This is a genomic window from Sphingomonas metalli (assembly GCF_014641735.1).
GTDB classification, from domain to species: domain Bacteria; phylum Pseudomonadota; class Alphaproteobacteria; order Sphingomonadales; family Sphingomonadaceae; genus Sphingomonas; species Sphingomonas metalli.
This window is the reverse complement of record NZ_BMIH01000002.1, coordinates 564,430-589,324: the sequence shown is the minus strand read 5'-3', so window position 1 is coordinate 589,324 and position 24,895 is coordinate 564,430. Positions and strand designations below refer to the sequence as shown.

Here is a 24,895-nt window from a genome sequence, read left to right as displayed (position 1 = left end):
GCAGTAAACGGGGTCTTACCGGATCGCGGAAACGATCCCTCGCTTAGACCTAAGTATTAGGTTCGGCATCATAATCATGGGATAGGATGGTTGCGATCGCCGCCCGGGAAAGCTGCCGCGCCCGCGGCAGCGCCTCGGAGTCGCCCAGTGAAACGGCGCGCCACGCCTCGCCGGTCGCAGCGAAGCCGAGCGAACCCGCGGCACCCGCGATCCGGTGCGCGGCGAGCAGGATCGCCGGACCGTCGCCGAGCGTCAGGATCTCCTCGAGCGACTGGCGCAGCCCGTCCGCCAGGGCGGCCACCGGTCCCGTTCCGAACAGGGCGGCCAGCCGGGCGAGCGCCTCCGGGTCATCCTCCATCGGGAAGCATCGCGAGCCTGTGCGTCGCCGAGAAACCAATTCGCATCAGCAATCTATGTCCGATTCCGTGCTTTTCTGTCAGGAAACTATTATTTATTGGGTAGTTATCAAAGGCCGACCAGAGGGAAACTGGGTGTGAGAGCCGGTGGCCGGGTACTTGTTGCAGACGATCATCCCTTGACGCGCGAGGGACTGTCGCTGGTCGCGCGGACGGCACTTCAGGGCGCCACGACATTGGGCGTCGGATCGGTGGCGGAGGCCGTGGCCGAGGCGACACAGCGCGCGGCGTTCCGGATGATCCTGCTCGATCTGCAACTGCCGGATGCACGGGGCTATTCGGGCCTGCTCTCGCTCCAGTACCGGTCTCCCGCCTCGCCGATCGTCGTGGTGACCGCCTGCGAGACCGCGGCCTCGATCGAGGCTGCCCGCGCGCTCGGCGCCGCCGGCTTCATCCCGAAGAGCCTGCCCCTCGACGAGATCGCCGAGCGGCTGCGCCGGATCGATGCCGGACAGCCCTGCTTTCCCGACGAGGCCGCGCCCGATCCGCGCATCGCCGCCGCCCGCGCCCGCATCGCCGCGCTGTCGCCCGCGCAGCACCGCGTGCTGCTGGCGCTGGCCGACGGGCGCTCGAACAAGCAGATCGCCGGCGACATCGATCTCAGCGAGGCGACGGTCAAGGCGCATATGTCCGCCATCTTCCGCAAGATGGGCGTCAGCAATCGCGCCCAGGCGCTGCTGGCGCTGCAACCGCTGACCGGACCGGTCGCCGCATGACGGCCGGGGCGGTGCGCATCCGGCCTCCCTCGGCCCTGCGCTTCGTCGCCATCGCCCTGATCGTCCCCATACTCATCGTCGCACTGCTGCTCTGGGTCGGCAGCGAGTATCGCCGCGCGGAGGAACTGCGCGACGCGATGACGCGCACCTTCACCCATAGCCTCGCCGAGGAGCGGCTGCTGTCGCTGCTCAAGGATGCCGAGACGGGACAGCGCGGCTATCTGCTGACCGGCGATCGCCGCTTCCTCGATCCCTATACGCCCGCCGTGTCGGCGATCGGCGACGAGATGGCGGCGGTTCATGCCTCGCCCGAGCGTCGCGCGCTGGTCGCGGCGAAGCTCGCCGAACTCGATCGGACGATCCATCTGCTCGACGAGGGCGATCGCGCCGGTGCGCTTCAGGTCGTCCGTGGCGGCGAGGGCAAGGCGATCATGGACCGGCTGCGGGTCGAGGTTGCCAGAATGTTCCACGTGGAACATTCCGCCATCGAGGCCCGGCGGCGCAGCTTCGAGGCGCAGCGCGCCCGGCTGCGCGTGACCATCGTCGTGCTCGCCGTGCTGCTGATCGCCTCGGTGCTGGTCGGACTGGCGATCCTGTGGCGGTCGCGCCAGCAGCGCTACCAGTCGCTGATGGAGGCGCTGGAGGCGGCCGAACGCAACGCCGCGGTGCTCGACAACACTGCGGATGCCATCCTGATCCTCGATGCGAAGGGCCTTATCGAGGAGGGCAACGCCGCGGCGACGCGGCTGCTCGGCTATCCGGCGGAACAGCTGATCGGCTGCGACATGGCGGAACTGCTCGACCTGTCGGACGGGATCATCGACGGCCCGTCGCCCCCGCCCTTCCTGTCCGATGTGGAGGTGCGCCATCGCGACGGCCATTCGATCACGGTCGACGTCGCGATCAGCGCCCTGCGCCTGCCCGCGGGCGAGCGGCGGATCGTGTCGCTGCACGACCTGTCCGACCGCAAGCGGATGGAACAGGCCAAGGACGAGCTCATCTCCACCGTCAGCCACGAGATCCGGACGCCGCTGACCTCGATCGTCGGCTCGCTCGGCCTGTTGCGGGCCGGCAGCGCCGGCAGCCTGCCGCCGGCCGCGGCGCAGCTGATCGGCATCGCGGAGAACAACAGCGCGCGGCTCATCCGGCTGATCAACGACATGCTCGATATCGACTGGATCGCGACCGACCGGCTGCCGATGATGCGCAGACCCGTCGATCTGCACCAGGTGCTCGAACGGACCTGCGTCGGCAGCGAGGGACTGGCCCGCTCGCGCGGCGTGGAGATCCGTTGCACGCCGCGCGACCGGCCGGTGATGGTGGAGGGCGATGCCGACCGGCTGCTCCAGGTCGCGACCAACCTCGTCTCCAATGCCGTCGCGGTCGCGCCGCAGGGCTCGGCGGTCGAGATCGGGCTGCACCGGCAGGGCGGCCGGGCGATCCTGCACGTCGACGATCGCGGCCCGGGCGTTCCCCCCGCCTTCCGTGCGCGCATCTTCGGCCGGTTCGAGCGCGGCAGCGGCGCCGGCGACGGGGCGGGACTGGGGCTCGCCATCTCGCGCGAGATCGTCCAGCGCCACGGCGGCACGATCGGCTTCGAGGATCGGGCGGACGGTGGCACCCGCTTCTGGGTCTCGCTGCCCGACCTCGGCGCGGAGCGGGACGACGTCGACCGGCTGGAGCATTTCGGGTGACCGCGCCGCTCCACCTCCTCTATGTCGACGACGATCCGGATATCCGCACCATCGTCCAGCTGGCGCTCGGCCTCGATCCCGCGATCCGGCTCAGCCTCGCCGGATCGGGCGTGGAGGCGCTGGCGCTGCTCGGGGAAGGGCTGCGGCCCGACGCGGTACTGCTCGACGTGATGATGCCGGGGCCCGACGGCCCGGCGCTGTTCGACACGCTGCGCCGCGGAGCCGGATGGGACGAGATGCCCGTCTTGTTCGTGACCGCGCGCGGGCGCCGCCGCGATATCGAGGCGCTCGAGCAGCAGGGTGCGCGTGGCGTGATCCTGAAGCCGTTCGACCCTGTCGGTCTCGCCGCCGAGATCCGGGCGCTGCTATCGGCCTGACCGGAACCGGGATCGCCGGGCCGCTGCCATCTATTGACACCCGGCCGGACGCTGGCGAAGAGGCGCCATGTCCAGCCGCTACACGCGCAACGTCGCCCTCACCGCCGAATGGGACGGTTTCGTCACCGAGAGCCTGTCGTCCGGCGACTATGCCAATGCCAGCGAGGTGATCCGCGCCGGGCTGCGCGCCCTGCGCGACGGCCGCGCCGCTCGACCCGCGCCGGCCGGCTGGCCCTATGGCGGCGGCGAATGCGGCGACCTGCTCCGCCGCTTCGACTGGTCGAAGACCGCGATGGGGCCGATCGACGCCTGGACGGTGGAGCTGCGCGCGACGGTGGGCAACATCGTCAACTCGCCCATCCCCAAGGTGCTGATGTGGGGCGCCGACCATGTCATGATCTACAACGATGCCTATGCGCGCGTCGCGGGCGCCGCCCATCCGGCGGCGCTGGGCAGCACCGTGCCGGCGGTCTGGCCGGAGATCTGGGAATGGAACCGCGAGATGCTCGCGGCGGGGTTTCGCGGGGAGCGGCGCGCCTATCACGACCAGCCGCTGACGCTCGACCGCGGCGCGGGACCGGAAACCGTGGTGTTCGACCTGTTCTACACTCCCGTCTACACGGCGGACGGCCGGGTCGGCGGGGTCATGTGCACTTGTGTCGACAACAGCCCGCGCGTGGCGCTGGAACAGGAGCTGTCGGTCAGCAACACGCGGTTCCGCACCGCGATGGACGCGGTGCATGGCGTGCTGTGGACCAACAGCGCCGACGGCCGGATGATCGGCGAACAGCCGGGCTGGGCGGCGCTGACCGGCCAGACCTTCGCCGCCTATCAGGGCTATGGCTGGACCGCGGCGATCCACCCGGACGATGTCGAGCCGACGGTCCAGGCATGGCAGGCGGCGGTCGCGACGCGGAGCATGTTCGTGCACGAGCATCGCGTGCGCCGACATTGCGGCAGCTGGCGCAATTTCGCGGTGCGCGCCCTGCCGGTGCTGAACGGTGCGGGCGCCATCACCGAATGGGTCGGCGTCCACACCGACATCACCCATCAGCGCGCGGCCGAGGCGGCGCTGCGCGAACAGGCCGAAGCGCTCGCGCGGCAGGTCCGCCATCGCGAGCGGGCCGAGGAGCAGCTGCGCCAGCTCAACGAGACGCTCGAAGCGCGGGTGATCGCCGAGATCGGCGAGCGTCGCCAGGCGGAGGCGAAGCTGGCGCAGTCGCAGAAGATGGAGACGGTCGGCAAGCTGACCGGCGGCGTCGCGCACGACTTCAACAACCTGCTCCAGGTCGTGTCGGGCAACCTCCAGCTCCTGTCCAAGGACGTAGCGGGCAACGATCGCGCCGAACAGCGCGTCGCCAACGCCATGGCGGGCGTGTCGCGCGGGTCGAAGCTGGCCAGCCAGCTCCTCGCCTTCGGTCGGCGGCAGGCGCTCGAGCCCAAGGTGGTCAACGTCACCCGCTTCGTGCGCGGCATGGACGACATGCTCCGCCGCGCGATCGGCGAGGGGATCGAGATCGAGACGATCGTCGGTGGCGGCCTGTGGAATACCTTCATCGATCCCGGCCAGATCGAGAATGCGCTGCTCAACCTGGCGATCAACGCGCGCGACGCGATGGACGGGCAGGGCAAGCTGACCATCGAGCTGGGCAACGCCCATCTCGACTCGGACTATGCCCGCACCCATGACGAGGTGACGCCCGGCCAATATGTCATGCTCGCCGTGTCGGATACCGGATCGGGCATGACGGCGGACGTGCTCGACAAGGTGTTCGAGCCCTTCTTCTCGACCAAGAGCGAGGGCAAGGGATCGGGGCTGGGCCTGTCGATGGTCTATGGCTTCGTCAAACAGTCCGGCGGCCATGTGAAGATCTATTCGGAGCCGGGCGAGGGCACCACCGTGCGCCTCTACCTGCCGCGCGCGATGGAGAGCGAGGATGTCGAGGTGCAGGTCGACACCGGCCCGATCACCGGCGGCAGTGAGACGGTGCTGGTCGTCGAGGACGATGACGAGGTGCGCGCGACCGTCGTCGAGCTGCTGACCGATCTCGGCTATCGCGTGCTCAAGGCGTGCGACGCGACTGCCGCGCTCAACGTCATCGAGAGCGGGGTGCCGATCGACATCCTGTTCACCGACGTGGTGATGCCCGGCACGCTCAAGAGCCCCGAGCTCGCCCGCAAGGCGCGCGAGCGGCTGCCCGATATCGCGGTGCTGTTCACCTCGGGCTATACCGAGAATTCGATCGTTCATGGCGGCAAGCTCGATGCGGGCGTCGAGCTCCTGTCCAAGCCCTATACGCGCGAGGCTTTGGCGCGGCGCTTCCGCCACGTGCTCGCCAACCAGCGGCAGCGCGGCGCGCCGCGGACCGCTGCGCCCGCTCCGCGCGGCCCGGCGGGGACGACGGTGCTGCTGGTCGAGGACGACGTGCTGATCCGGATGAACACTGCCGAGATGCTCAAGGAAGCGGGCTGCGTCGTCGTCGAGGCGGGCAGCGCTGAAGAGGCGATGGCCGCGCTCCAGACCGCGCCAGTCGACGTGCTGGTCACCGATCTCAACCTGCCCGGCAGTTCCGGCGCCGAACTTGCGGCGCGCGCACGCGACATCCGCGGATCGATCGGCATCGTCTTCGCGACCGGCGACAGCCAGCGCGCGGGGGATGCTGCCCAGAGCGGCGATGTGGTGCTGTCCAAGCCCTATGACGAGGAGGGCCTGGCCAAGGCGCTGGAGCGCGCGCTGGCGGGGCGGGGTGTGAAGGCTGTGGGGGAAGCGGTGGGGTGAGGGTCTGCTCGATAGGACCAACTCTCAACCGTTCGCCCTAGACCTGTCGAAGCCTGTCCTGAGCGCCTGCCTTGGCAGATGGGGGCTGTTCTTCTTTTCGGAGGGGGAGGACAGGGTGAAGTTCGCCTAGTTTCTCACCCGAAAACCCCCGTGGCGGCCCGCCCTTCCATCCGCTACACCGCCCCTATGTCGCGCGGGCGCCGGATCCTGATCGTGGGCGGGGGAACGGCCGGCTGGCTGACCGCGGCCTATCTGGCCCGCGCGCTGGGGCCGGCGGTGGCGATCAGCCTGCTCGAGGCAGCCGAGATCGGCATCATCGGCGTGGGCGAGGGCACCTTCCCGACGATCCGCGATACGCTGCGCTTCCTCGGCATCGAAGAGGCCGCGTTCGTGCGCGAGGCGTCGGCGACCTTCAAGCAGGGGGTGCGCTTCATCGGATGGCAGCCCGACACGGACGGGCGATCGCACAGCTATTTCCATCCCTTCGAGCCGCCCTTCTTCACCGAGGGCGCCAGCCTGATTCCGCACTGGTTGTCGCAGGCGCCCGGCACGCGCCGCGCCTTCGCCGAGACGGTGACGATCCAGAACCGCGTCGCCGAGGCGCGGCGTGCACCCAAGCAGCCGGGCGAGGGCGACTATGCCGGGCCGCTCAACTATGCCTTCCACTTCGATGCGACACGTCTGGCGCGGATCCTCGCCGATCGTGCGCGCCAGCTGGGGGTGGAGCATCTGTCTGGGCGGCTCACGGAGGTGGTGCTGGATGCGCGCGGCGATATCGCGCGGATCGACACCGATGGCGGGCCGCTGACCGCGGACCTGTTCATCGACTGCACGGGCTTTCGCGCCGAGCTGATCGGCAAGGCGCTCGGCTCGCCCTTCCACTCAGTCGCCGACCAGCTGTTCACCGATCGCGCGCTGACCTGCAAGCTGCCCTATGACCGGCCCGATGCGCCGATCGAGAGCTACACGCTGGCGACCGCGCACGAGGCGGGCTGGATCTGGGATATCGGCCTCGCCGAGGGGCGCGGGATCGGCTGCGTCTATTCGAGCCGGCATGTCGACGACGCGCGCGCTGCCGCGATCCTGACCGACTATCTCGGGGCGGAGGTCAGTGCGCGCAAACTCGCGTTCGAGCCGGGCTGGCGCGAGCGGCCCTGGATCGGCAACTGCGTCGCGGTCGGCCTGGCGGGCGGGTTCCTCGAGCCGCTCGAATCGACCGGGGTGGTGATGATCGAGGCGGCGGTGGGCATGATCGCCGAGCTCTTCCCGCATCACGGTCTGATCGACCTGCCCGCGCCGCGCTTCAACGCGCTGATGGCGGCGCGCTACGCCAACATCGTCACCTTCCTGAAGCTGCACTATTGCCTCAGCCGCCGGCCCGAGCCCTTCTGGCGCGACAATGCCGATCCCGCGACCAGCCCGGAACGGCTGCGCGCGCTGCTGGCGCAATGGCGCTACCGCCCGCCGAGCCGGTTCGACTTCCTGCTCGACACCGAAAGCTTCGCCTTCTTCAACTACCAGTACATCCTCTACGGCATGGGGTTCGAGACCGAGCCCGCGCCGGCGCCCGCAAATGCGGCGGAGGCGGAACGGCTGTTCGCGCGCATCCAGGCGTTCGGCGAACAGGCCAGCCGCGACCTGCCGCCGCACCGCGTGCTGGTCGAACAGCTGGCCGGGGGAAGGGGGTAGGGACGGGGTGACCTGAGGTCGACCCACCTCAAACCGTCGCCCCAGCGTAGGCTGGGGCCTCATGCGGTTCCTGCCCCTATCCCTCGCAGGGAGATCCCAGCCTTCGCTGGGATGACGTTTGTGTCGGTTGTTCCCTCACCCCCGCACGAACAGGCTCTTGAGCCAGACCGGGCCACCCCGGGACAGCTGGCGCCAGTCCATCTCCTCCTCGGCGGCGTCGGGCGCATAGCCCCAGGGATTGACGAGGCGGACCTTGCCAGACCGGAAGTCGGCCGGGCGGCGGGTGGCGAGGGTGAGGCCATGCTCCAGCGCGGTGGCGGCGACGAGTCCATCGCGCATCGCCGGATAGGCGAGGCTGCCGGCGCGGCGGGCAACGGCGCCGTCCACCGACAGCACCCGGCCGTCAAAGGCGGCGATGACGGCGCCATCCGCCCAGCGCCGGATCGCGGCGGCAGCCGCCTTGTCGCTGCGCTCGATCTGGCCGGCGGCGCTGGCGAACTCGGCGAGGCTCAGGGCCGAGACGAACATCCCGGTGCGGGGCTGCGCCTGAGCCCAGGCGACGACGGCCGGATCGCTGCGCCCGGCCTTGCCGCCGCGCAGCTCCCAGACGACCTCCGTGTCGAGAAGGATCATCAGCGCGCCCAGCGTGCGGCGGCGCGCCAGTCCGGGTCGGCCGCGACCGGATCGTCCATGGCGAGAAGATCGACCAGCGATTCGTTCGGCCCCGCCAGCTGGCGAAAGGCATCGATGCTGAGCAGGACGTGAGTCGGCCGGCCGCGGTCCGTGACGAAGACGGGCTCGTCCCGCGCCAGCCGCTTCGCGGCGCTGACATCCTGGTTGAAGGCTCGGCTGGTCAGCGTTTTCATGATCCTACGTACCTACATCGCAGCCTGGAAGATGTAGGTACGATACTACAATGTTGTGCGCGTGCAACGCTTTGTCCGTCGGGCCCGGAAATCGGCGGGGCGATGGCGTTCCGCGCTTGCGCGCCGGGCCGCGACTCGTCTTCCTGCGCCGCGAAGAGGGACGGGCGACCCGCCGGGGCAGGCGTCCGCATGGGGAGAGCGATGATGGACGGCTGGCTGGAAAGCCTGGGCAAGACGGTGGCGGGCGTGTTGAGCCCGCACGGGCCCGCCACGCAGGCGGCGGCGACCAGCTATGCGCCGGGCGATTTCTCGATCCACTTCTTCCTGCAACTCGCGGTGATCCTGATCACCTGCCGGGTGGTCGGCTGGCTCGGCAAGCGACTGCTAGGCCAGCCCCAGGTGGTCGGCGAGATGATCGCCGGCGTGGTGCTGGGGCCCTCCCTGCTCGGTCTCGCCTTCCCGGCGCTGCAAGGTGCGATCTTCCCCAAGGAGACCAAGAACGTCCTCTATGCCGGCGCGCAGCTGGGCGTCGGGCTGTACATGTTCCTGGTCGGCACGACGCTGCGCCTCGACCATTTCCGCACCAAAGCAAAGAGCGCCTCGTTCGTCTCGATGGCCGGGATCGCCGCGCCCTTCGCGATCGCGGTGCTGATCACCCCGATGCTGCTGACCGTGCCCGGCCTGTTCGCGCCGACGATCAGCCAGGCGAGCGCCACGCTGTTCCTCGGCGCTTGCATCGCGCTGACCGCCTTTCCGATGCTGGCGCGGATCATCAACGAGCGCGGGCTGGCGAACAGCGCGCTCGGCACGCTGTCGCTGACCGCGGGGGCCTTCGACGATGCCTGTTCGTGGTGCGTGCTGGCGATCGTGCTGGCGACCTTCGGCGGCGGCGCGGGGGTGGCGATCCTCGCGATCGGCGGCGGGCTCGCCTGGGCGCTGTTCGTCCTCATCGCCGGGCCGAAGCTGCTGGCGCCGCTGGGGCGGATGGTGGAGCGCGAGGGCGAGCTCAGCCTGCCCGCCTTCGCGACGGTGATGATCGCCTTCTGCGTTTCCGCCTTCCTGATGGATCTGGTCGGCATCCATGCGATCTTCGGCGGCTTCATCCTGGGCGCGGTGATGCCGCGCGGGCGGCTGACCCAGGAGATCCGGCGCAAGCTGGAGCCGCTGACGGTCGTGCTGCTGCTGCCGATGTTCTTCACCTATTCGGGGCTGAACACGCGAATGGACATGGTCAATTCGCCCGAGCTGCTGCTGATCGCGCTCGGCATCCTGATCGCCTCGGTGCTGGCCAAGGGCGGCGCCTGCTATCTGGCGGCGCGGCTGTCGGGCGAGGACAACCGGACCGCTTTGGGGATCGGCGCGCTGATGAACTCGCGCGGGCTGATGGAGCTGATCATCATCAATATCGGCCTGCAAAAGGGCATTATCGGCCCGACCCTCTTCTCGATGCTGGTGCTGATGGCGATCGTGACGACGATGATGGCCAGCCCCCTGTTCGAGATCTTCTATGGCCGCAAGGGCCGCGAGGCGGGCGAGCTCGACGCGCTGGACGGCGGGATCGTCAAGGTCGCCTGATCCGCGGGGCGCGCTGACGCCCCGATCCAAGGACCCTCCTGATGGGCCCGGACGCGACCACCGCGTCCGGGCTCTTTTTTCGTGCGCGGCGCCTCTTCCGCCGGCCCGGCCAGCCCGTGTCTCCGGCTCCGGGCTTCGATCCCGCCACACTGTATCGTCGCTCCAGCGCCGTCTGGGGCTTCGGGCGGGTCCTGCCCCGCGCGACCGCCGCCTTGCTCGCGACGACGATCAGGCGGTCGTAACCAGTGAAAATGCAGTATTCGTCGAATCTACACAGCGGTTAGCGGATGATTCATCATTTACCGGGTAATCTACATCAACAGAGAGGAGCAATGATGATGAATACACCTCGGCAAAAACATCAGGATGATCGCTAAATACATTTAGTCCTAAAAACAGTTCTGTAAAATCCTAAACTGTAAAGCGGGATAGACTGTGCGAATCATCCGCTGAAAGGCGCTGCCTTCCAGTGAAAACCGCCTGATACTCAACATGATGGGAGTGCCGCATGTCGTCCACCACGGTGATGGCAGCCGAGAACCTGTGCCTGCCGACGATCGAGACGCTGGCCGACGCGCTGCGCGCGGCGCTGTCGCCGGGCCGCGCCGTTCGCCTCGACCTGTCCGCGGTCGCGGCGCCCGATCTCAGCGTGCTGCAACTGGTCCAGTCCGCCCGCGTCACCGCGGCGCGCGACGGCTGCGGCTTCGCGCTGGCCGTGCCGGCAACCGGGTCGCTCGCCGCCCTGCTGGACCGCGCCGGCTTCCCGCCCGCCTTCACCCCCGAAGATCGCCAATTCTGGTTCCACGGAGACACGGTTCAATGAGCGCTTCCATCCTGACCGTTGATGACAGCGCCAGCCTGCGCATGGCGATCCGGATCGCGCTGACCGGGGCGGGCTATGCCGTCACCGAGGCGGCCGACGGCGTCGAGGGGCTGGCGAAGGCGACCGCGACGCGGTTCGACCTGATCGTCACCGATCTCAACATGCCCAATATGGACGGGCTGCAGATGATCCGCGCCCTACGCGAGCAGCCGTCCCAGGCGGGCGTGCCGATCATCTTCCTGACCACCGAGTCCGACGACGGCATGAAGGCGCAGGCCAAGGCGGCGGGCGCGACGGGCTGGCTGGTCAAGCCGTTCCAGCCCGATCAGCTGATCCGCGTCGCGCAGAAGGTGCTGGCGAAATGAGCGGCGAGGATCCCACAGCCGCCTTCCGCATCGAGGCTGCCGAGCTGCTCGAGCAGATCGAGCAGGGGTTGCTCGACCTCGGGCACCGGCTGGACGATATGGGGCTGGTCAACGCGGTCTTCCGCGGGCTGCACACGCTCAAGGGCTCGGGGTCGATGTTCGGCTTCGATGCGCTGGCGGCCTTCACCCATCATTGCGAGAGCGCGTTCGACAAGGTGCGCAAGGGCGACGTGCCCGCGACGCCCGAGCTCGTCTCGGTCATCCTGTCCGCGGGCGACCATATGCGCGCGCTGGTCGAGGGCGAGGCCCCGGCGGCGGTCGGCGATGCGATCCTGGCGCGGCTGGCCGCGGCGGTCGAGGCGGCGGCGGGCGGCGTGCCCGTGCCGCACGCCCCGGCGGCGAAACAGGGCTGGCGCGTGGCCTTCCGCCTGCCCGCCGACGCGATGGCGAACGGCACCAGCCCGCTGGCGCTGCTCGACGAGCTGCGCGCGCTGGGCGAGGCGGAAATCGTCGCGCAGCTCGACGCGGTGCCGGCGCTGGACGAACTCCGGCCCTCCGACTGCCTGATCGGCTGGGACTGCACGCTGACCGGCGACATCGCGCGAGAGGCGATCGAGGACGTCTTCATCTTCGTGATGGATGACATGACGCTCACCATCGAACCGCTCGCGGTCGAGGCGGATAGCGGGGATGCCGCGGCGCCCGCCGCAAGGGGCGAACCCGATGCGCCGGTCCGTGCGGCGGGCGCACCCGCGGTGGTTGCCGCCCGGTCGCAGGGCGAGCATGTCCGCGTGCCGGCCGAGCGGCTCGACGAGCTGATGGACCGGGTGGGCGAGCTGGTGATCGCGCAGAGCCGCCTGTCGCAGCTGACCGGCGACGGCCAGGATCTGGCGCTGCGCTCCGTCTCCGAGGAGATCGAGCGGCTGGCGGGCGAGATGCGCGACACGATGATGGTGCTGCGCATGGTTCCGGTGTCGACGCTGTTCGGCCGCTTCCGCCGCCTGATCCACGACCTCGCGATCGAGACGGGCAAGGCGATCGAGCTCGCCACCGACGGCGAGACGACCGAGGTCGACAAGACCGTGATCGAGCGGCTGTTCGACCCGCTGGTCCATATCATCCGCAATTCGTGCGACCATGGCCTCGAGTCCGCCGAGGACCGGATCGCGGCGGGCAAGCCGGCCGCGGGTCTGGTGCGGCTGAGCGCGCATCAGGCGGGCGGCGAGGTGCTGATCACCATCAGCGACGACGGGCGCGGCATCGACGGCGACCGTGTCCGCGCCAAGGCGGAGGCGAACGGGCTGATCCAGCCCGGCCAGGCGATGGCGGACGAGGATCTGCTCAACCTGATCTTCCACCCCGGCTTCTCCACCGCCGTGCAGGTCACCAACCTGTCGGGCCGCGGGGTCGGCATGGATGTGGTGAAGCGCACGATCGAGAGCCTGCGCGGTTCGATCGACGTGCGTAGCATCCCGGGGCAGGGATCGACGATCACGCTGCGCATCCCGCTGACGCTGGCGATCATCGAGGGACTGCTGGTCCGCGTCGGGCAGGGCAGCTATGTCATCCCGCTCTCCGCGGTCGAGGAATGTCTCGAACTGTCGCTGGAGGAGGATCTGCGCTCGCGCGGGCGCAGCGTCATCACGCTGCGCGACCGGCTGGTGCCCTTCCTGCGCCTGCGCGAGATGTTCGCGACGGGCACGAGGCCCGATCCCTATCAGAAGATCGTGGTGGTCGCGACCGGTCGCGAGCGCGTCGGGCTGGTCGTCGACCAGATCGTCGGCAACCACCAGACGGTCATCAAGTCGCTGTCCGCCTTCCACCGCGGCGTGGCGAGCTTTTCCGGCGCGACGATCCTGGGGGACGGCAGCGTCGCCCTGATCCTCGACGTCGGCCAGCTCGTCGCGCTCGCCCAGCCGCAAGAGGAGACGCTGCGTGCCGCAGGATGATGTTCTGGCCGCATCGGCGGCCGCCGCGGACGACCGTATCGCGTGGAGCCCGCATGGAGAGCTGGAGGTGCTGATCTTCGAGCTCGGCGGCGAGACCTTCGCGCTGGAGGCGATCATGGTGCAGGAGATCCTGGACCTGCTGCCCGAAACCTTCATCCCCGGCGCCCCGGAGCTGGTGGCGCATGTCGTCAACTTCCGCGGCAAGATCGTGCCCGTCGCCGACCTGCGCCTCGCCTTCGGCATGGAGCGCGCAGAGGCGACCAAGGACAGCCGCATCGTCGTGATCGAGCTGCCGCTCGACGGCGAGACGATGCTGATCGGGCTGCGCACCGACCGGGTCCACGAGGTCGCGACCTTCCAGCAGGCGCGCGCCGACGAGGTGCCGGCGGTCGGCATCCGCTGGAAGCGCCAGCATGTGCGCAGCCTGATCCGCTGGCACGAGGATCTGGTGGTGCTGCCGGACCTGGGCGCGATCTTCCTCTCGGCGATGCGCGGGCACCCGTCCGCGCCGGTCCACTGACGGGAAGGGCCGGCGATGACCCGCTATTCCCTTCAGGTTCCCGGCGTGCGCACCGCGGCGCTGCACGCGCTGGCCGGCTGCATCATGGCGCTGCCCGTCGCGGCGCAGTCGCTGGGTGACGAGCGCCCCTATTGCGCCTCGCGTCCGGGCCTCGGCACCACGCCCTGCACGATCGCGCCGAAGCGGGTGGCGGTCGAGTTGGCGCTGGCCGACTGGGAGCGGGACGCCGGCGAGGCGACACGCTCCGACACGATGTTGGTCGGCGAGATCGCCGGGCGGTTCGGCATCGGCCCGAATACCGAGGTCTCGGTCGACTGGACGCCGTTCGGCGAGACCTGGGTGGCGGGCGGCGGCCTGCCGACCCGGCGCGGCCTCGGCACCGGCGACCTGACCGTCGCGACCAAGATCAACCTGAAGAATCCCGACGGCAACGGCGTCTCGATCGCCGTCGCGCCCTATCTGGGCCTGCCGGTCGGCGGCACCGCCATCGGCTCGGGCCAATGGGCCAGCGGGGTGATCCTGCCGGTCAGCTACGCGCTGGGCGGGCCGTTCAGCCTGCAGGCCACCCCGCAGTTCACGCTGGAGACGGCGGGGCGGGGCGGCGGGCATCATGCCAGCGGCCGGATCGTCGGCGGGCTCGGCATCGCGGTCAGCGACCGGGTCGCGCTGACCGAGGAGTTGAGCGTCGGCCGCCAGCACGACGGCGCGGCGACCGTGACCCAGGGCTTCGCCGCCACCTCCATCGCCTACACCACGGCCAACCGCTTCCAGCTCGATGCGGGCGCGGTCTTCGGCCTCAACGACCATTCACCCGACGCCCGCTTCTATCTCGGCGTCTCCCATCAGTTCTGAACCTTTTCCGGGGGATCACATCATGCGCGCCACCATCAAGGTAAAATTGGCAGCCACCTTCTCGATCGTCGTCATCCTGCTCCTGGCGGTGGTCGGCATCGGGGTCACGCGGCTCAACACGCTCAACAACGCCATCACCGAGGTGATCAACGGCCCGGCCAAGCGACTGTCGACCGCGCAGGCGATCGACACGCTGCAAAGCCAGTCGCTCGCCGACCAGCAGTCGCTGATCCTCAACACCGACGCCAGCCTGATGCGGACCTATAACGATCGCGTCCTCAACGAGGTGTCGGAAATGGAGAAGCTGATGGCGAGCGGCATCGCCGCGGCGACCGATCGCGACAAGTCGGCCTGGGAGGCGGTCCAGCGGACCTGGGGCGAGCTGAAGCCGACCTTCGACCACATCCGTGAGCTGGGCTTCACCAACCACAACGACGAAGCGATGAAGCTGTCGAACGAGAACCAGATGAAGCTGATGGACAAGTTCCAGGGCGACATCACGGCGCTGAGCGACATCCAGAAGAAGGCGATGTCGGAAACGGACGAGCAGACCAACGAGCTCTATGCGTCGAGCCGGTCGGTCCTGGTCTCGGCGGGCGTCGTCGCCCTGCTCATCGCCGTCGGCGGCGCGCTGTGGATCTCGCTGCTGGTCTCGCGCGGACTGAAGCGGGTCGGCGTGGCGATCGATGCGGTCGCGATCGGCGACCTCGACCAGGACGTCACGGTGACCTCCAACGACGAGATCAAGGATCTGGTCGACACGGTGAACCGGATGACCGCCAGCCTGCGCCGGAGTGCCCAGCTGGCCGACACGATCGCTGGCGGCGAACTGACCGTCGATCACACGCCGCTGTCGGACAAGGACAAGCTGGGCCACGCGCTCGTCTCGATGGTCGAGCGGCTGCGCGGGGTCGTGGGCGACGCGACCGTCGCGGCGCAGAACGTCGCGAGCGGCAGCCAGCAGCTGTCCTCCTCGTCCGAGCAGGTCTCGCAGGGCGCGACCGAGCAGGCCGCGGCGGCGGAGGAGGCCTCTGCGTCGATGGAGCAGATGGCCGCCAACATCAAACAGAATGCCGACAACGCCACCCAGACCGAGAAGATCGCGCGCCAGTCGTCGCAGGACGCCGAAGTCAGCGGTGCGGCGGTCCAGAAGGCGGTCGTGGCGATGCGGACGATCGCCGAGAAGATCGGGATCGTGCAGGAGATCGCGCGCCAGACCGACCTGCTCGCGCTGAACGCCGCGGTCGAGGCGGCGCGGGCCGGCGAACACGGCCGCGGCTTCGCGGTGGTGGCGGCCGAGGTGCGCAAGCTGGCCGAGCGCAGCCAGACCGCCGCGGCCGAGATCAGCGGCATGTCGTCCGACACGGTCAGCGCGGCCACGCAAGCGGGCGAGATGCTGACCAAGCTGGTGCCCGATATCCGCCGCACCGCCGAACTGGTCGCCGAGATCAGCGCCGCGTGCCGCGAGCAGGACATCGGCGCGATGCAGATCAACGAGGCGATCCAGCAGCTCGACAAGGTCACGCAGCAGAATGCCGGCGCGTCCGAGCAGATCAGCGCCACGTCCGAGGAGCTCGCCGGCCAGGCCGAGGAGCTGCAGGAGAGCATCGCCTTCTTCCGGGTCGAGAATGGCAGCCGCCCGGCGACGCGGGCGCCCGCGCGCAAGTCCGCCGCCAGGCCGGCGGCTGCGGCGCCTGCCAAGGCGAAGGGCAAGCCGATCGCCAAGCCCCATTCGGTCGCCGACCAGCAGGCGCGCGTCCGCGGCTTCGCGCTCGACCTGACCAATGGCGGGCCCGACGGCGAGGATGCCGATTTCGGACGGGCGGCATGACGCGCGATCAGGACATCCAGGTCGTCGTCTTCGGCCTCGGCGCGGAGGAGTTCGCGCTCCCAGTCGCCGCGGTACGCGAGATCCTCGACCACCGGACCGCCTACCGGGTGCCCAGTGCACCCGGCTGGTTCCTCGGGCTGACCGACGTGCGCGGCAGTTCGGTGCCGATGGTCGACCTGCGCGTGCGGCTGGGCCTGCCGGCCGAGGACGCGACGGTGACGACGCGGATCCTGGTGGTCGACGTGCCCTCCGCCGACGGCGACGGCCTGTCGCTGGGTCTGGTGGTCGACCGGGTGCTGGACGTCAGCACCTTCGCCGCCGAGGCGATCGAGGACTCTCCCGACATCGGCGGGCGTTGGCGGTCGGAGCATATCCGGGCGATGCTGCGGCGGAACGCCGACTTCGTCGCGCTGCTCGACCTTGCCCGCATCTTCGGCGCCGATGCCGAGCTCACCGCGCTGCGCGCCGCGGCCTGACCGCCATGCGCTCCCGAGACCAAGGACCGAGCCGTTGAGCAACCTCGCCATCGCGCCCCTCGAGACCGACACGCTGGCACCGCGCGACTTCGAGCGGCTGGCCGCCTATATCTACAAGGCGGCGGGGATCCGGCTGCCCGCGCAGAAGATCACGATGATCGAGGGGCGGCTCCGCCGGCGCGTGCGCGCGCTCGGCCATGCCAGCATCCGCGACTATTGCGCCTGGCTGTTCGACGGCGACAATCTGGCGGCGGAGAACGAGCATCTGCTCAACGTCGTCACCACCAACAAGACCGACTTCTTCCGCGAGCCCAAGCATTTCGACTATCTGACCGGCGAGCTGTTGCCGCGGCTGAAGCGCGAGGGTGCCACGCGGCTGAGGGTGTGGAGCGCCGCCTGCTCGACCGGGGCGGAGCCCTATACGCTGGCGATGCTGCTCGATGCCTTCGCCCGGGATCAGGGTGGCCCCGACTTCGGCATCCTCGCGACCGATCTCGACACCGAGGTCCTGAAGATCGCGCGGCGTGGCGTGTTTCCCGTCGCGATGCTCGATCCGGTGCCCGCGCAGCTGCGCGCCCGCTACACGATGCGGGCGGCGGACCCGCGCCGGGCCGAAGCGCGGATCGTGCCCGAACTGCGCGCCGCGATCGGCTTCGCCCGGCTGAACCTCATGGACGAGCGCTATCCCGTCGGCGACCCGATGGACATCATCTTCTGCCGCAACGTCCTGATCTATTTCGACAAGCCGACGCAGGAGGCGGTCGTGCGCCGGCTGGTGGCGTGCCTGCGCCCCGGCGGGCTGCTGTTCCTCGGCCACTCGGAATCGATCGCCGGTTTCGACCTTGCTCTCGCTCCGGTGGCGAACACCGTGTTCCGGCGGACCTGATCCATGAAGAAGACCCGTGTCCTCGTGATCGACGACAGCGCCAGCGTCCGCCAGGCGATGACCCAGATCCTGGCGGCCGATCCGGAGATCGAGGTGATCGCCGCCGCCGCCGACCCCTTCGCCGCTGCGCGCTACATTCAGGACGAGCTGCCCGACGTCATCACGCTCGACGTCGAGATGCCGCGGATGGACGGCATCACCTTCCTGCGCAAGCTGATGAGCCAGTGCCCGGTGCCGGTGGTGATGTGCTCCTCGCTGGTCGAGGAAGGATCGGAGACGCTGCTCCAGGCGCTGGAGGCGGGCGCGGTGGACGTGATCCTGAAGACGCGGATCGGCGTCGCCGACCACCTGGTCGAGGCGCATCTGATGATCCGCGAGACGATCAAGGGCGCGGCACGGGCGCGGCTGGGCGCACGGCGCACGGCCCGGCCCGGTTCGGTGCAGCAGAAGCTGACCGCCGACGCCGTGCTGCCCCCGCCGACCGGCAAGGCGATGAGCCGCACGACCGAGATGGTGGTGTGCATCGGCGCCTCGACCGGCGGGACCGAGGCGCTGCGCGAGGTGCTGGAGGCGCTGCCCGCCAACGCGCCCGGCATCGTCATCGTCCAGCACATGCCCGAAAGCTTCACCCGCGCCTTCGCCCGCCGGCTCGACGGTCTGTGCGCGATCGACGTCAAGGAGGCCGAAGACGGCGACACGGTAATGCGCGGCCGCGCGCTGATCGCACCGGGCGGACTGCGCCACACGATGCTGGAGCGGCAGGGCGCGCGCTATGTCGTCTCGGTGCGCGAGGGGCCGCTGGTGTCGCGCCATCGTCCCTCCGTCGACGTGCTGTTCCGCTCCGCCGCGCGCAACGCCGGGGCCAATGCGGTGGGATTCATCCTGACCGGCATGGGCGACGACGGCGCGCGCGGCCTGCTCGAGATGAAGCAGGCGGGCGCGCGCACCTTCGCCCAGGACGAGGCGAGCTCGATCGTGTTCGGCATGCCCAAGGAGGCGATCGCGCGCGGCGCGGCCGACCGGATCATCCCGCTGGGCAGCGTCGCGCGCGAACTGCTGCAAGCCGCAAACCGCTGAAGCGTAAAGGACCACGACCATGCTGATGGCCAAGATAGATGCAGACGAGACCGCCATCGTGCAGGCCGTCGACCTTGCCGGTCACCTCGATGCCGAAGTCGGCGGGCTCGAGGCGACCTTCCGCGCGGTGGGCGAGACGCTCGCCGCCTCGATCGGAACGATCGACCAGATGGCACGCGGGCTGGAGGACATCCAGCGTTCGATGGCGCCCGAGACCGCCGGCCTCGCCGTGTCGCGGCTGCGCCAGGCGGCGCACCGGCTCAGCACCCTGCCGCTGATCCAGCAGCGCCGCGCGATCGAGATCGAGACGCTGACGGGCCGGGCTCGCGAGTTGAGCGCGCTGCTCGCCGACGTCAGCGCGATCCTGCACCTGCTCGGCATCTACGGGATGAACATCAAGATCGCCTCGTCGGGCGAGGCGAGCTTCTTCGATTTCGTCGTCGGCATGGAAAGCAAGCTGGCGAGCGGCAGTCGCGAGGTGCGCCATATCGAGCGCGAGCTGGAGCAGTTCGGCCGCGTGGTCGGCGACGTGCGCAAGGCGGACCGGATGCTGGCGCAGGAATGCGCCCGCGTCGGTGCGACCGCGCCGGCCGACCTGACGCGCAACGCCAACGCGCTCCAGGCGCATGTCGAGACGGTGCTGCAGATCGCCGGAGACACCGGCGGCATCATGCGCACCGTGCAGGGCGAGGTGGCCCGCATCCTGGGCGCGATCCAGATCGGCGACAGCGTGCGCCAACGCGTCGAGCATTGCGTCGCGATCCTGCGCCGGGTCGCGCCGGGTTCGACCGATCCGGCAGTGCCGGCGGTGCCGCCGGGGGCGGCGGCGCACATGGTGCGGCTGGTCGCGGCGCAGCTCGATACGATCGGCGGCGACTTCGCGACCGAGGTGGGCGCGGTGATCGACTCGCTCAACCGGCTGGGACCGCTCGCCGACCAGCTGCTCCGTTTGCTCGAATCGCATGCGGGCGGCGAGGATGCGCAGATCCTGACCCGGCTGGAGAGCGACATCGCCAAGCTGGACGACGTGACCCAGCAGCTTTCGCAGGCAGACCGCCAGCTCGCCTCGCTGACCGGCTTCGTCACGCGGACGCTGGCCGACCTCACCCAGGGGCTGGGGCGCATCCAGCGGATCGCGGTGGACGTACAGGACATTTCGACCAACACCCGGCTGCTGTGCCGGCGCCACGGCGTGATCGGCAACGCCGTCGCGGTGATCGCGAAGGAGGTCGCCCCCTGCGCCAGCCAGCTCGACACGCTGAGCACCAATGTCGCGCGGCTGATCGGCGCATTGGCGGCGATCGACCTGGTGCAGGACGGCTCCGGCGTCGACAGCGCGCTGATCCTCGACGAGGCGCTGGCGGTGGTCCATGGTGCCTGCGAGAGCGCGAACGCGGCGGTGGCGAAGGGCGGCGAGGACGCGCGCCGGATCGTCGTGTCGCTCGTGTCGAGCGCGGGCGACCTTGAGAAGCAGCGGAGCTTCGCCGAGACGCTGGCGCTGGGCGCCCGCACCCTGGCGCTGCATGCCGAGGGACTGGCGCCGGGCTCGTCCGCCGCCGCACTGCCGGGCGAAGTCGACGAGACGGCGCTGCGCGAACTCCTGCCCTGGGCAGCCGGGCTCTACACCATGGCGCGCGAGCGCGAGGTCCATGCGCTGTTCCTCCTGCCCGGCATGACCCGGCCACCGGTCGCGACCGTGACCTTCGACGAGGACGACGACGGGCTGTTCTGACGGCGGGGTTCGCGGAGGCCGGGCCGGGCAGTGTCGTCCCGATAATCCCGACCATCACGGAAAACATTGGCGAATGAACGCGTTGCACCGGCTCGATACGAAGAGGTGGTGCGATGAAGGCGATGGTGCTCGGGGCGCCGGCAGGGCTTGGCAATCTGCGGCCGGCGGAGCGGCCGGATCCCGGCCAGCCCGGGCCGGGAATGATCCGGGTGGCGCTGCACGGCAGCTCGCTCAACTATCACGATCTCGGCGTCGTCACCGGCCGGATGCCGAGCGCGGACGGGCGCATTCCGCTCGCGGACGGTGCCGGGCTGGTCGAAAGCGTCGGCGAGGGAGTCGAGGCGTTCCGCCCCGGCGACATGGTCGTCTCCTGCTTCTTCCCCGACTGGGCCGACGGGCCGCCCGCGATCGGCGACTTCGCGCGCACGCCCGGAGACGGCATCGACGGTTTCGCGCAGGAACATGTCGTGCTGCCCGCCACCGCCTTCACCCTCGCCCCCCGGGGCTATGATGCGGTCGAGGCGGCGACGATCACCACCGCGGGGCTGACCGCGTGGCGCGCGCTGGTCGTCGACGGGGCACTCAAGGCGGGGGATCGCGTGCTGCTGCTCGGCACCGGCGGCGTCTCGATCTGGGCGTTGCAGATCGCCAAGGCAATGGGCGCGCGCGTCGCGATCACCTCCTCGTCGGACGAGAAGCTGGCGCGTGCCCGGGAGATGGGTGCGGACTTCGCGCTCAACTATCGCGAGACGCCGGACTGGGGCCGGTCGATCGCCGACTGGGCTGAGGGGCGGGGCGTCGACCATGTCGTCGAGGTCGGCGGACCGGGCACGCTCGCCCAGTCGATCGAGGCGGTCCGGATCGGCGGCCACATCTCGCTGATCGGCGTGCTGACCGGCGGCAGCGGCGAGGTGCCGACCGCCGCGCTGATGGCCAAGCAGGCGCGGTTGCAGGGACTGATCGTCGGCAGCCGCCGGCACCAGCAGGACTTCGTCCGCGCGCTCGAGACCACCGGCATCCGCCCCGTGGTCGACCGTCGCTTTCCGCTGGAGGCGCTGGCCGAGGCCTTCGCCTGGCAGGAAAAGGGCGCGCATTTCGGCAAGGTCGGCATCGCATGGTAGCGGCGTCGCGCCGGTGCATTTGACGATGGCCGTGCGCCCGCCGATGCTGGCCGGCATGATCCGCCTGCTCGCGCTCCTCCTCTTCCTCGCCCTCGGCATCGCTCCGGCCGCCGCCGCGCCGCTCTGCACGGCGGGCGGCGCGGGGCAGACGGTGACGCTGACCGAGGGCGGACGCGGCCTTGCCGTCTTCCGCCCGGCCGCGCTCGCCGACGGCGCCCGCGCGCCGCTGGTGCTGCTGCTCCACGGCAGCGGCGCCACCGGCGCGGAGATGCTGCGCGACTCGCGGCTGGCGGAAGCGGCGGCGCGGCACGGGTTCCGGGTCGTCGCGCCCGATGCCGGGATCCGGCACGAGCGCGGCTATGTCTGGAACATTCCCGGCGTACCGACCGTGTCGGGTCGGGTGCCGGGACCGGGCGATCCCGACGACGTCGCCTTCCTGACCGGTCTGATCGACCGGATGGTGGGCGAGGGCTGTGTCGATCGCACCCGCGTCTATGCCACCGGATTGTCGGGCGGCGGGCGGATGACCTCGTGGCTGGGCTGCGTCGCCGCGGACCGGTTCGCGGCGATCGCGCCGGTCGTGGGCCTGCGCGCCGGCCGTCCGCTCGCCACCGACCCGCAGCGACCCGATCCCGCCACCTGCCGCCCCGCCAGGCCGATGCCGGTCATCGCCTTTGCCGGCGACCGGGACACGACCAATCCGATCGCGGGTGGGGGCGCATCCTATTGGCAATATTCCATGCATGCCGCCGAACGGCGCTGGGCCGCGCTCAACGGCTGTACCGCTGTGCCGGTGACGGAACGGGTCGCGCCGAACGCCTATGAGGAGCGCTATGACCGCTGCCGGGGCGATGCGTCGGTGACCGGCCGAATCGTCGAGGGCGCCGGGCACAGCTGGGTCGCGGACAATGACGTCATGTGGGCGTTCCTGCGACGCCACCGGCGCTGACGGCACCCGGCGCGGCGGGACAATCGCGCTCGCTATGCAAGAATGTGCTAAGTCGATAGCCGCTCTGCAATACTAAAGATCAAGCAACTTTGTCCGCATAATTCTAGGGAACCCGAAGAAGATCGTAATATCAAAAGCATAGATTTGCCGCATTGACGAGAAGACATCGAAGTTCCCGGCCGATTAACCTCCTCGAGAGGCCGGCTTACCCAAGATGATCCCCAACACGGATCTTCTGTTGGGGGAATGGAACATGGCACTTGCGAAGCGGACGGCGATCGGGAGTCCGCGCCAGGACGAGGATGCGACCGTCGTCACCGCGTCCCGCACCGTCCGCGTCACCGCCGAGGCCGAGAAGCGCAAGGCGCGGACCTTCGCGCGCCAGCAAAAGGCGGCCGAGCGGATCGCCTCTGCCACCACCGAGCTGTCGAGCGGGATCGTCGAGGCCAGCTCCGCGGCGGAGGAGCTGCGCAAATCGTCCGAGCAAATCAGCGTCGGCGCCGAACAGGCGTCGAGCGCGGCGCAACAGACGATGAAGTCGATCTCCCAGGCCGACGGCCTGCTCCGCGACGCCAAGGAGCGCGCCGACGCCTCGCTGAAGCTGACCCAGGCGCTGTCGGACCTGATCGGCAACACCGGCGTCGATGTCGCCGGCTCGATCAGCGCCATCTCGCGCGCGTCGGAGCGGCAGGAAAGCTCGGTCAAGATGGTCGAGGAGCTCGACCGACAGGCCGCCGGTATCGGCGAGGTGGTGAAGGCGGTCGCGCGGATCGCCGACCAGACCAACCTGCTCGCGCTCAACGCCGCGATCGAGGCGGCCCGTGCCGGCCAGCACGGCAAGGGCTTCGCGGTCGTCGCCGACGAGGTCCGCACCCTGGCCGAGACCAGCGAGAAGTCGGCCCGCGACATCCAGGAGCTGATCCTTCAGGTCCAGCAGGACGTGAAGCAGGTCGCCGAGGGCATCGACCAGTCCGCCACCAGCGCCCGCAACGAGGTGGAGAAGGGCACCGCCGTCACCGCCGGGCTGGAGCAGATCCGCACCGACATGATCGAGATCATGAAGGGCTGCGAGGAGATCGCGGCCGGTGCCGAGACCGCCACCGTCGCCGCCAACGAGGCGCTGAAGGGGGCCGAGGTGATCGCCACCGCCGCCGAGGAGCAGGGCGCCGCCTGCCAGGAATCCAACACGACGATCGAGCAGCAGTCCGCCGCGCTCCAGCAGTGCGAGCAGGCCGCGCAGGAGCTGTCGGAACTGGCCGAGGAGCTGAAGAACAGCACCAATATCGGCAAGAGCGCCGAGGAAGTCGCCTCCGCCGCCGAGGAACTGTCGAGTGCGGTCGAGGAGATCAACCGCGCCTCCACCCAGATCTCGACCGCGTTGGAGCAGATCAACCGCGGCGCGCAGCAGGCCTCGGCCGCGACCCAGCAGTCGGCCGCCGCGATCAACCAGATCGAGGGCAATGCGCAGGCCGCCGCGAGGCTCGCGACCGGCGCCGTCGAAAAGGGCAATGCGATCGCCGCGCGGCTGGCCGAGAACAAGGCGCTGGTCGAAGCGCTGATGAGCGGCGTCGCCCGGTCGGTCGACGCCGGGCGCAGCAGCCGCGACCAGATCGCCGCGCTGGAACAGGTCAGCCGCCGCATCGACAAGATCGTCGACGCGATCACCACCGTGTCGATCCAGACCAACATGCTGGCCGTCAGCGGCTCGGTCGAGGCGGCCCGCGCGGGTGAGTTCGGCAAGGGCTTTGCGGTGGTGTCGACCGACATCCGCAACCTGGCGCGCGATTCGGCAGAGAATGCCGACCGGATCAAGGACACGGTGAAGGAGATCCAGGACACGATCGCGCGCGTGCGCGGCGACCTGCAGGAGATCGCCGACGCCGCTTCGGTCGAGGTCGAGAAGAACCGCGCCATCGCGACCGGGCTCGACCAGATCGCCAGGGACGTGGCCGAGGTGGTCGGCGGCAACAGCGCGATCGCGGGCGCGGCGGCGGACATCGCCCGGCTGCTCCAGGAGACGCAGACCGCGATCGAGCAGATCTCGGCCGCGGCCCAGCAGGCGACCCATACGTCGAACGAGGCGAGCGGTGCCGCGCGCGAGCAGGCGCAGGGCGCCGAGCAGCTCGCCGCCGCGATCGAGGAGATCGCCTCGCTCGCCGACGAACTGCAGGCCGCCTGATCCCATCCCTCCAGCGCGAGAGG

At 69.8% G+C, this 24,895-nt stretch carries 22 protein-coding genes; 19 read left to right on the top strand and 3 right to left on the bottom strand.

Features of this window, described 5'->3' with window-relative positions; translation table 11 throughout:
- Positions 1 to 49: 49 nt before the first annotated feature.
- On the bottom strand, positions 50 to 358 hold the full coding sequence (locus IEX18_RS08905) for an Hpt domain-containing protein (RefSeq protein ID WP_188658355.1): 309 nt from the start codon (positions 356 to 358) through the stop codon (positions 50 to 52).
- Positions 359 to 493: 135 nt separating this feature from the next.
- Between IEX18_RS08905 and IEX18_RS08900 the strand changes: the two genes are divergently transcribed.
- The 5 genes from IEX18_RS08900 (at position 494) to IEX18_RS08880 (ending at position 7,671) form a co-directional block, all read left to right on the top strand.
- Positions 494 to 1,132 carry a response regulator transcription factor gene (locus IEX18_RS08900; RefSeq protein WP_188658354.1) on the top strand — a complete coding sequence of 213 codons (639 nt, stop codon included), beginning with the start codon at positions 494 to 496 and terminating at the stop codon, positions 1,130 to 1,132.
- Complete coding sequence (locus IEX18_RS08895; protein WP_188658353.1) at positions 1,129 to 2,826, top strand: sensor histidine kinase; 1,698 nt, start codon at positions 1,129 to 1,131, stop codon at positions 2,824 to 2,826. The genes IEX18_RS08900 and IEX18_RS08895 overlap by 4 nt, the downstream gene beginning before the upstream one ends.
- Positions 2,823 to 3,203, top strand: a complete 381-nt coding sequence (locus IEX18_RS08890) for a response regulator (RefSeq protein WP_188658352.1) — start codon at positions 2,823 to 2,825, stop codon at positions 3,201 to 3,203. Before IEX18_RS08895 ends, IEX18_RS08890 begins: the two co-directional genes overlap by 4 nt.
- 67 nt (positions 3,204 to 3,270) lie before the next feature.
- Positions 3,271 to 5,982 (top strand): hybrid sensor histidine kinase/response regulator, encoded by a 2,712-nt coding sequence (locus IEX18_RS08885; RefSeq protein WP_188658351.1) that lies wholly within the window; start codon positions 3,271 to 3,273, stop codon positions 5,980 to 5,982.
- Between the two features lie 186 nt (positions 5,983 to 6,168).
- A complete protein-coding gene (locus tag IEX18_RS08880; RefSeq protein ID WP_188658350.1) occupies positions 6,169 to 7,671 on the top strand; it encodes a tryptophan halogenase family protein in 1,503 nt (500 codons plus the stop codon).
- A 135-nt stretch (positions 7,672 to 7,806) separates the two neighbouring features.
- Here the strand turns inward: IEX18_RS08880 and IEX18_RS08875 are convergent, their stop codons facing one another.
- Together IEX18_RS08875 and IEX18_RS08870 are read right to left on the bottom strand one after the other, a co-directional pair.
- Positions 7,807 to 8,304, bottom strand: a complete 498-nt coding sequence (locus tag IEX18_RS08875; RefSeq protein WP_188658349.1) for a PIN domain-containing protein — start codon at positions 8,302 to 8,304, stop codon at positions 7,807 to 7,809.
- The gene (locus IEX18_RS08870; RefSeq protein ID WP_188658348.1) at positions 8,304 to 8,537 is read right to left on the bottom strand and encodes a type II toxin-antitoxin system Phd/YefM family antitoxin; all 234 of its coding nucleotides are present in this window, start codon (positions 8,535 to 8,537) and stop codon (positions 8,304 to 8,306) included. Before IEX18_RS08870 ends, IEX18_RS08875 begins: the two co-directional genes overlap by 1 nt.
- Before the next feature lie 189 nt (positions 8,538 to 8,726).
- On the opposite strand from IEX18_RS08870, the gene IEX18_RS08865 reads away from it, so the two are divergent.
- The 14 genes from IEX18_RS08865 (at position 8,727) to IEX18_RS08800 (ending at position 24,872) form a co-directional block, all read left to right on the top strand.
- Positions 8,727 to 10,112, top strand: a complete 1,386-nt coding sequence (locus tag IEX18_RS08865) for a cation:proton antiporter (RefSeq protein ID WP_229664464.1) — start codon at positions 8,727 to 8,729, stop codon at positions 10,110 to 10,112.
- Between the two features lie 508 nt (positions 10,113 to 10,620).
- Entirely contained in the window at positions 10,621 to 10,935 is a 315-nt protein-coding gene (locus tag IEX18_RS08860) for an STAS domain-containing protein (RefSeq protein ID WP_188658347.1), read from the top strand.
- The gene (locus tag IEX18_RS08855; RefSeq protein WP_188658346.1) at positions 10,932 to 11,300 is read left to right on the top strand and encodes a response regulator; all 369 of its coding nucleotides are present in this window, start codon (positions 10,932 to 10,934) and stop codon (positions 11,298 to 11,300) included. The genes IEX18_RS08860 and IEX18_RS08855 overlap by 4 nt, the downstream gene beginning before the upstream one ends.
- Positions 11,297 to 13,249 (top strand): chemotaxis protein CheA, encoded by a 1,953-nt coding sequence (locus IEX18_RS08850; protein ID WP_188658345.1) that lies wholly within the window; start codon positions 11,297 to 11,299, stop codon positions 13,247 to 13,249. Before IEX18_RS08855 ends, IEX18_RS08850 begins: the two co-directional genes overlap by 4 nt.
- Positions 13,236 to 13,769 (top strand): chemotaxis protein CheW, encoded by a 534-nt coding sequence (locus IEX18_RS08845; protein ID WP_229664463.1) that lies wholly within the window; start codon positions 13,236 to 13,238, stop codon positions 13,767 to 13,769. Before IEX18_RS08850 ends, IEX18_RS08845 begins: the two co-directional genes overlap by 14 nt.
- 15 nt (positions 13,770 to 13,784) lie before the next feature.
- Positions 13,785 to 14,621 carry a transporter gene (locus IEX18_RS08840; RefSeq protein ID WP_188658344.1) on the top strand — a complete coding sequence of 279 codons (837 nt, stop codon included), beginning with the start codon at positions 13,785 to 13,787 and terminating at the stop codon, positions 14,619 to 14,621.
- Between the two features lie 22 nt (positions 14,622 to 14,643).
- On the top strand, positions 14,644 to 16,452 hold the full coding sequence (locus IEX18_RS08835; protein WP_188658343.1) for a methyl-accepting chemotaxis protein: 1,809 nt from the start codon (positions 14,644 to 14,646) through the stop codon (positions 16,450 to 16,452).
- Positions 16,449 to 16,928, top strand: a complete 480-nt coding sequence (locus tag IEX18_RS08830) for a chemotaxis protein CheW (protein ID WP_188658342.1) — start codon at positions 16,449 to 16,451, stop codon at positions 16,926 to 16,928. Before IEX18_RS08835 ends, IEX18_RS08830 begins: the two co-directional genes overlap by 4 nt.
- A 34-nt stretch (positions 16,929 to 16,962) precedes the next feature.
- Positions 16,963 to 17,814, top strand: a complete 852-nt coding sequence (locus tag IEX18_RS08825; RefSeq protein WP_229664462.1) for a CheR family methyltransferase — start codon at positions 16,963 to 16,965, stop codon at positions 17,812 to 17,814.
- Between the two features lie 3 nt (positions 17,815 to 17,817).
- Positions 17,818 to 18,891 (top strand): protein-glutamate methylesterase/protein-glutamine glutaminase, encoded by a 1,074-nt coding sequence (locus IEX18_RS08820; protein ID WP_188658340.1) that lies wholly within the window; start codon positions 17,818 to 17,820, stop codon positions 18,889 to 18,891.
- Between the two features lie 19 nt (positions 18,892 to 18,910).
- Complete coding sequence (locus IEX18_RS08815) at positions 18,911 to 20,623, top strand: hypothetical protein (RefSeq protein WP_229664461.1); 1,713 nt, start codon at positions 18,911 to 18,913, stop codon at positions 20,621 to 20,623.
- 113 nt (positions 20,624 to 20,736) lie between these two features.
- Complete coding sequence (locus IEX18_RS08810; protein WP_188658338.1) at positions 20,737 to 21,744, top strand: zinc-dependent alcohol dehydrogenase family protein; 1,008 nt, start codon at positions 20,737 to 20,739, stop codon at positions 21,742 to 21,744.
- 25 nt (positions 21,745 to 21,769) lie between these two features.
- Positions 21,770 to 22,693, top strand: coding sequence for a CE1 family esterase (locus IEX18_RS08805; protein WP_229664460.1), 924 nt, complete (start codon positions 21,770 to 21,772; stop codon positions 22,691 to 22,693).
- A 253-nt stretch (positions 22,694 to 22,946) separates the two neighbouring features.
- A complete protein-coding gene (locus IEX18_RS08800; RefSeq protein WP_188658337.1) occupies positions 22,947 to 24,872 on the top strand; it encodes a methyl-accepting chemotaxis protein in 1,926 nt (641 codons plus the stop codon).
- Positions 24,873 to 24,895: the final 23 nt, after the last annotated feature.

Coding starts and splice junctions, on each gene's coding strand:
- IEX18_RS08905 (WP_188658355.1), bottom strand. CDS start 358: ATGGAGGATGACCCGGAGGCGCTCGCCCGGCTGGCCGCCCTGTTCGGA.
- IEX18_RS08895 (WP_188658353.1), top strand. CDS start 1,129: ATGACGGCCGGGGCGGTGCGCATCCGGCCTCCCTCGGCCCTGCGCTTC.
- IEX18_RS08885 (WP_188658351.1), top strand. CDS start 3,271: ATGTCCAGCCGCTACACGCGCAACGTCGCCCTCACCGCCGAATGGGAC.
- IEX18_RS08880 (WP_188658350.1), top strand. CDS start 6,169: ATGTCGCGCGGGCGCCGGATCCTGATCGTGGGCGGGGGAACGGCCGGC.
- IEX18_RS08875 (WP_188658349.1), bottom strand. CDS start 8,304: ATGATCCTTCTCGACACGGAGGTCGTCTGGGAGCTGCGCGGCGGCAAG.
- IEX18_RS08870 (WP_188658348.1), bottom strand. CDS start 8,537: ATGAAAACGCTGACCAGCCGAGCCTTCAACCAGGATGTCAGCGCCGCG.
- IEX18_RS08865 (WP_229664464.1), top strand. CDS start 8,727: ATGGGGAGAGCGATGATGGACGGCTGGCTGGAAAGCCTGGGCAAGACG.
- IEX18_RS08860 (WP_188658347.1), top strand. CDS start 10,621: ATGTCGTCCACCACGGTGATGGCAGCCGAGAACCTGTGCCTGCCGACG.
- IEX18_RS08855 (WP_188658346.1), top strand. CDS start 10,932: ATGAGCGCTTCCATCCTGACCGTTGATGACAGCGCCAGCCTGCGCATG.
- IEX18_RS08850 (WP_188658345.1), top strand. CDS start 11,297: ATGAGCGGCGAGGATCCCACAGCCGCCTTCCGCATCGAGGCTGCCGAG.
- IEX18_RS08840 (WP_188658344.1), top strand. CDS start 13,785: ATGACCCGCTATTCCCTTCAGGTTCCCGGCGTGCGCACCGCGGCGCTG.
- IEX18_RS08835 (WP_188658343.1), top strand. CDS start 14,644: ATGCGCGCCACCATCAAGGTAAAATTGGCAGCCACCTTCTCGATCGTC.
- IEX18_RS08830 (WP_188658342.1), top strand. CDS start 16,449: ATGACGCGCGATCAGGACATCCAGGTCGTCGTCTTCGGCCTCGGCGCG.
- IEX18_RS08820 (WP_188658340.1), top strand. CDS start 17,818: ATGAAGAAGACCCGTGTCCTCGTGATCGACGACAGCGCCAGCGTCCGC.
- IEX18_RS08815 (WP_229664461.1), top strand. CDS start 18,911: ATGCTGATGGCCAAGATAGATGCAGACGAGACCGCCATCGTGCAGGCC.
- IEX18_RS08810 (WP_188658338.1), top strand. CDS start 20,737: ATGAAGGCGATGGTGCTCGGGGCGCCGGCAGGGCTTGGCAATCTGCGG.
- IEX18_RS08805 (WP_229664460.1), top strand. CDS start 21,770: ATGGCCGTGCGCCCGCCGATGCTGGCCGGCATGATCCGCCTGCTCGCG.
- IEX18_RS08800 (WP_188658337.1), top strand. CDS start 22,947: ATGGCACTTGCGAAGCGGACGGCGATCGGGAGTCCGCGCCAGGACGAG.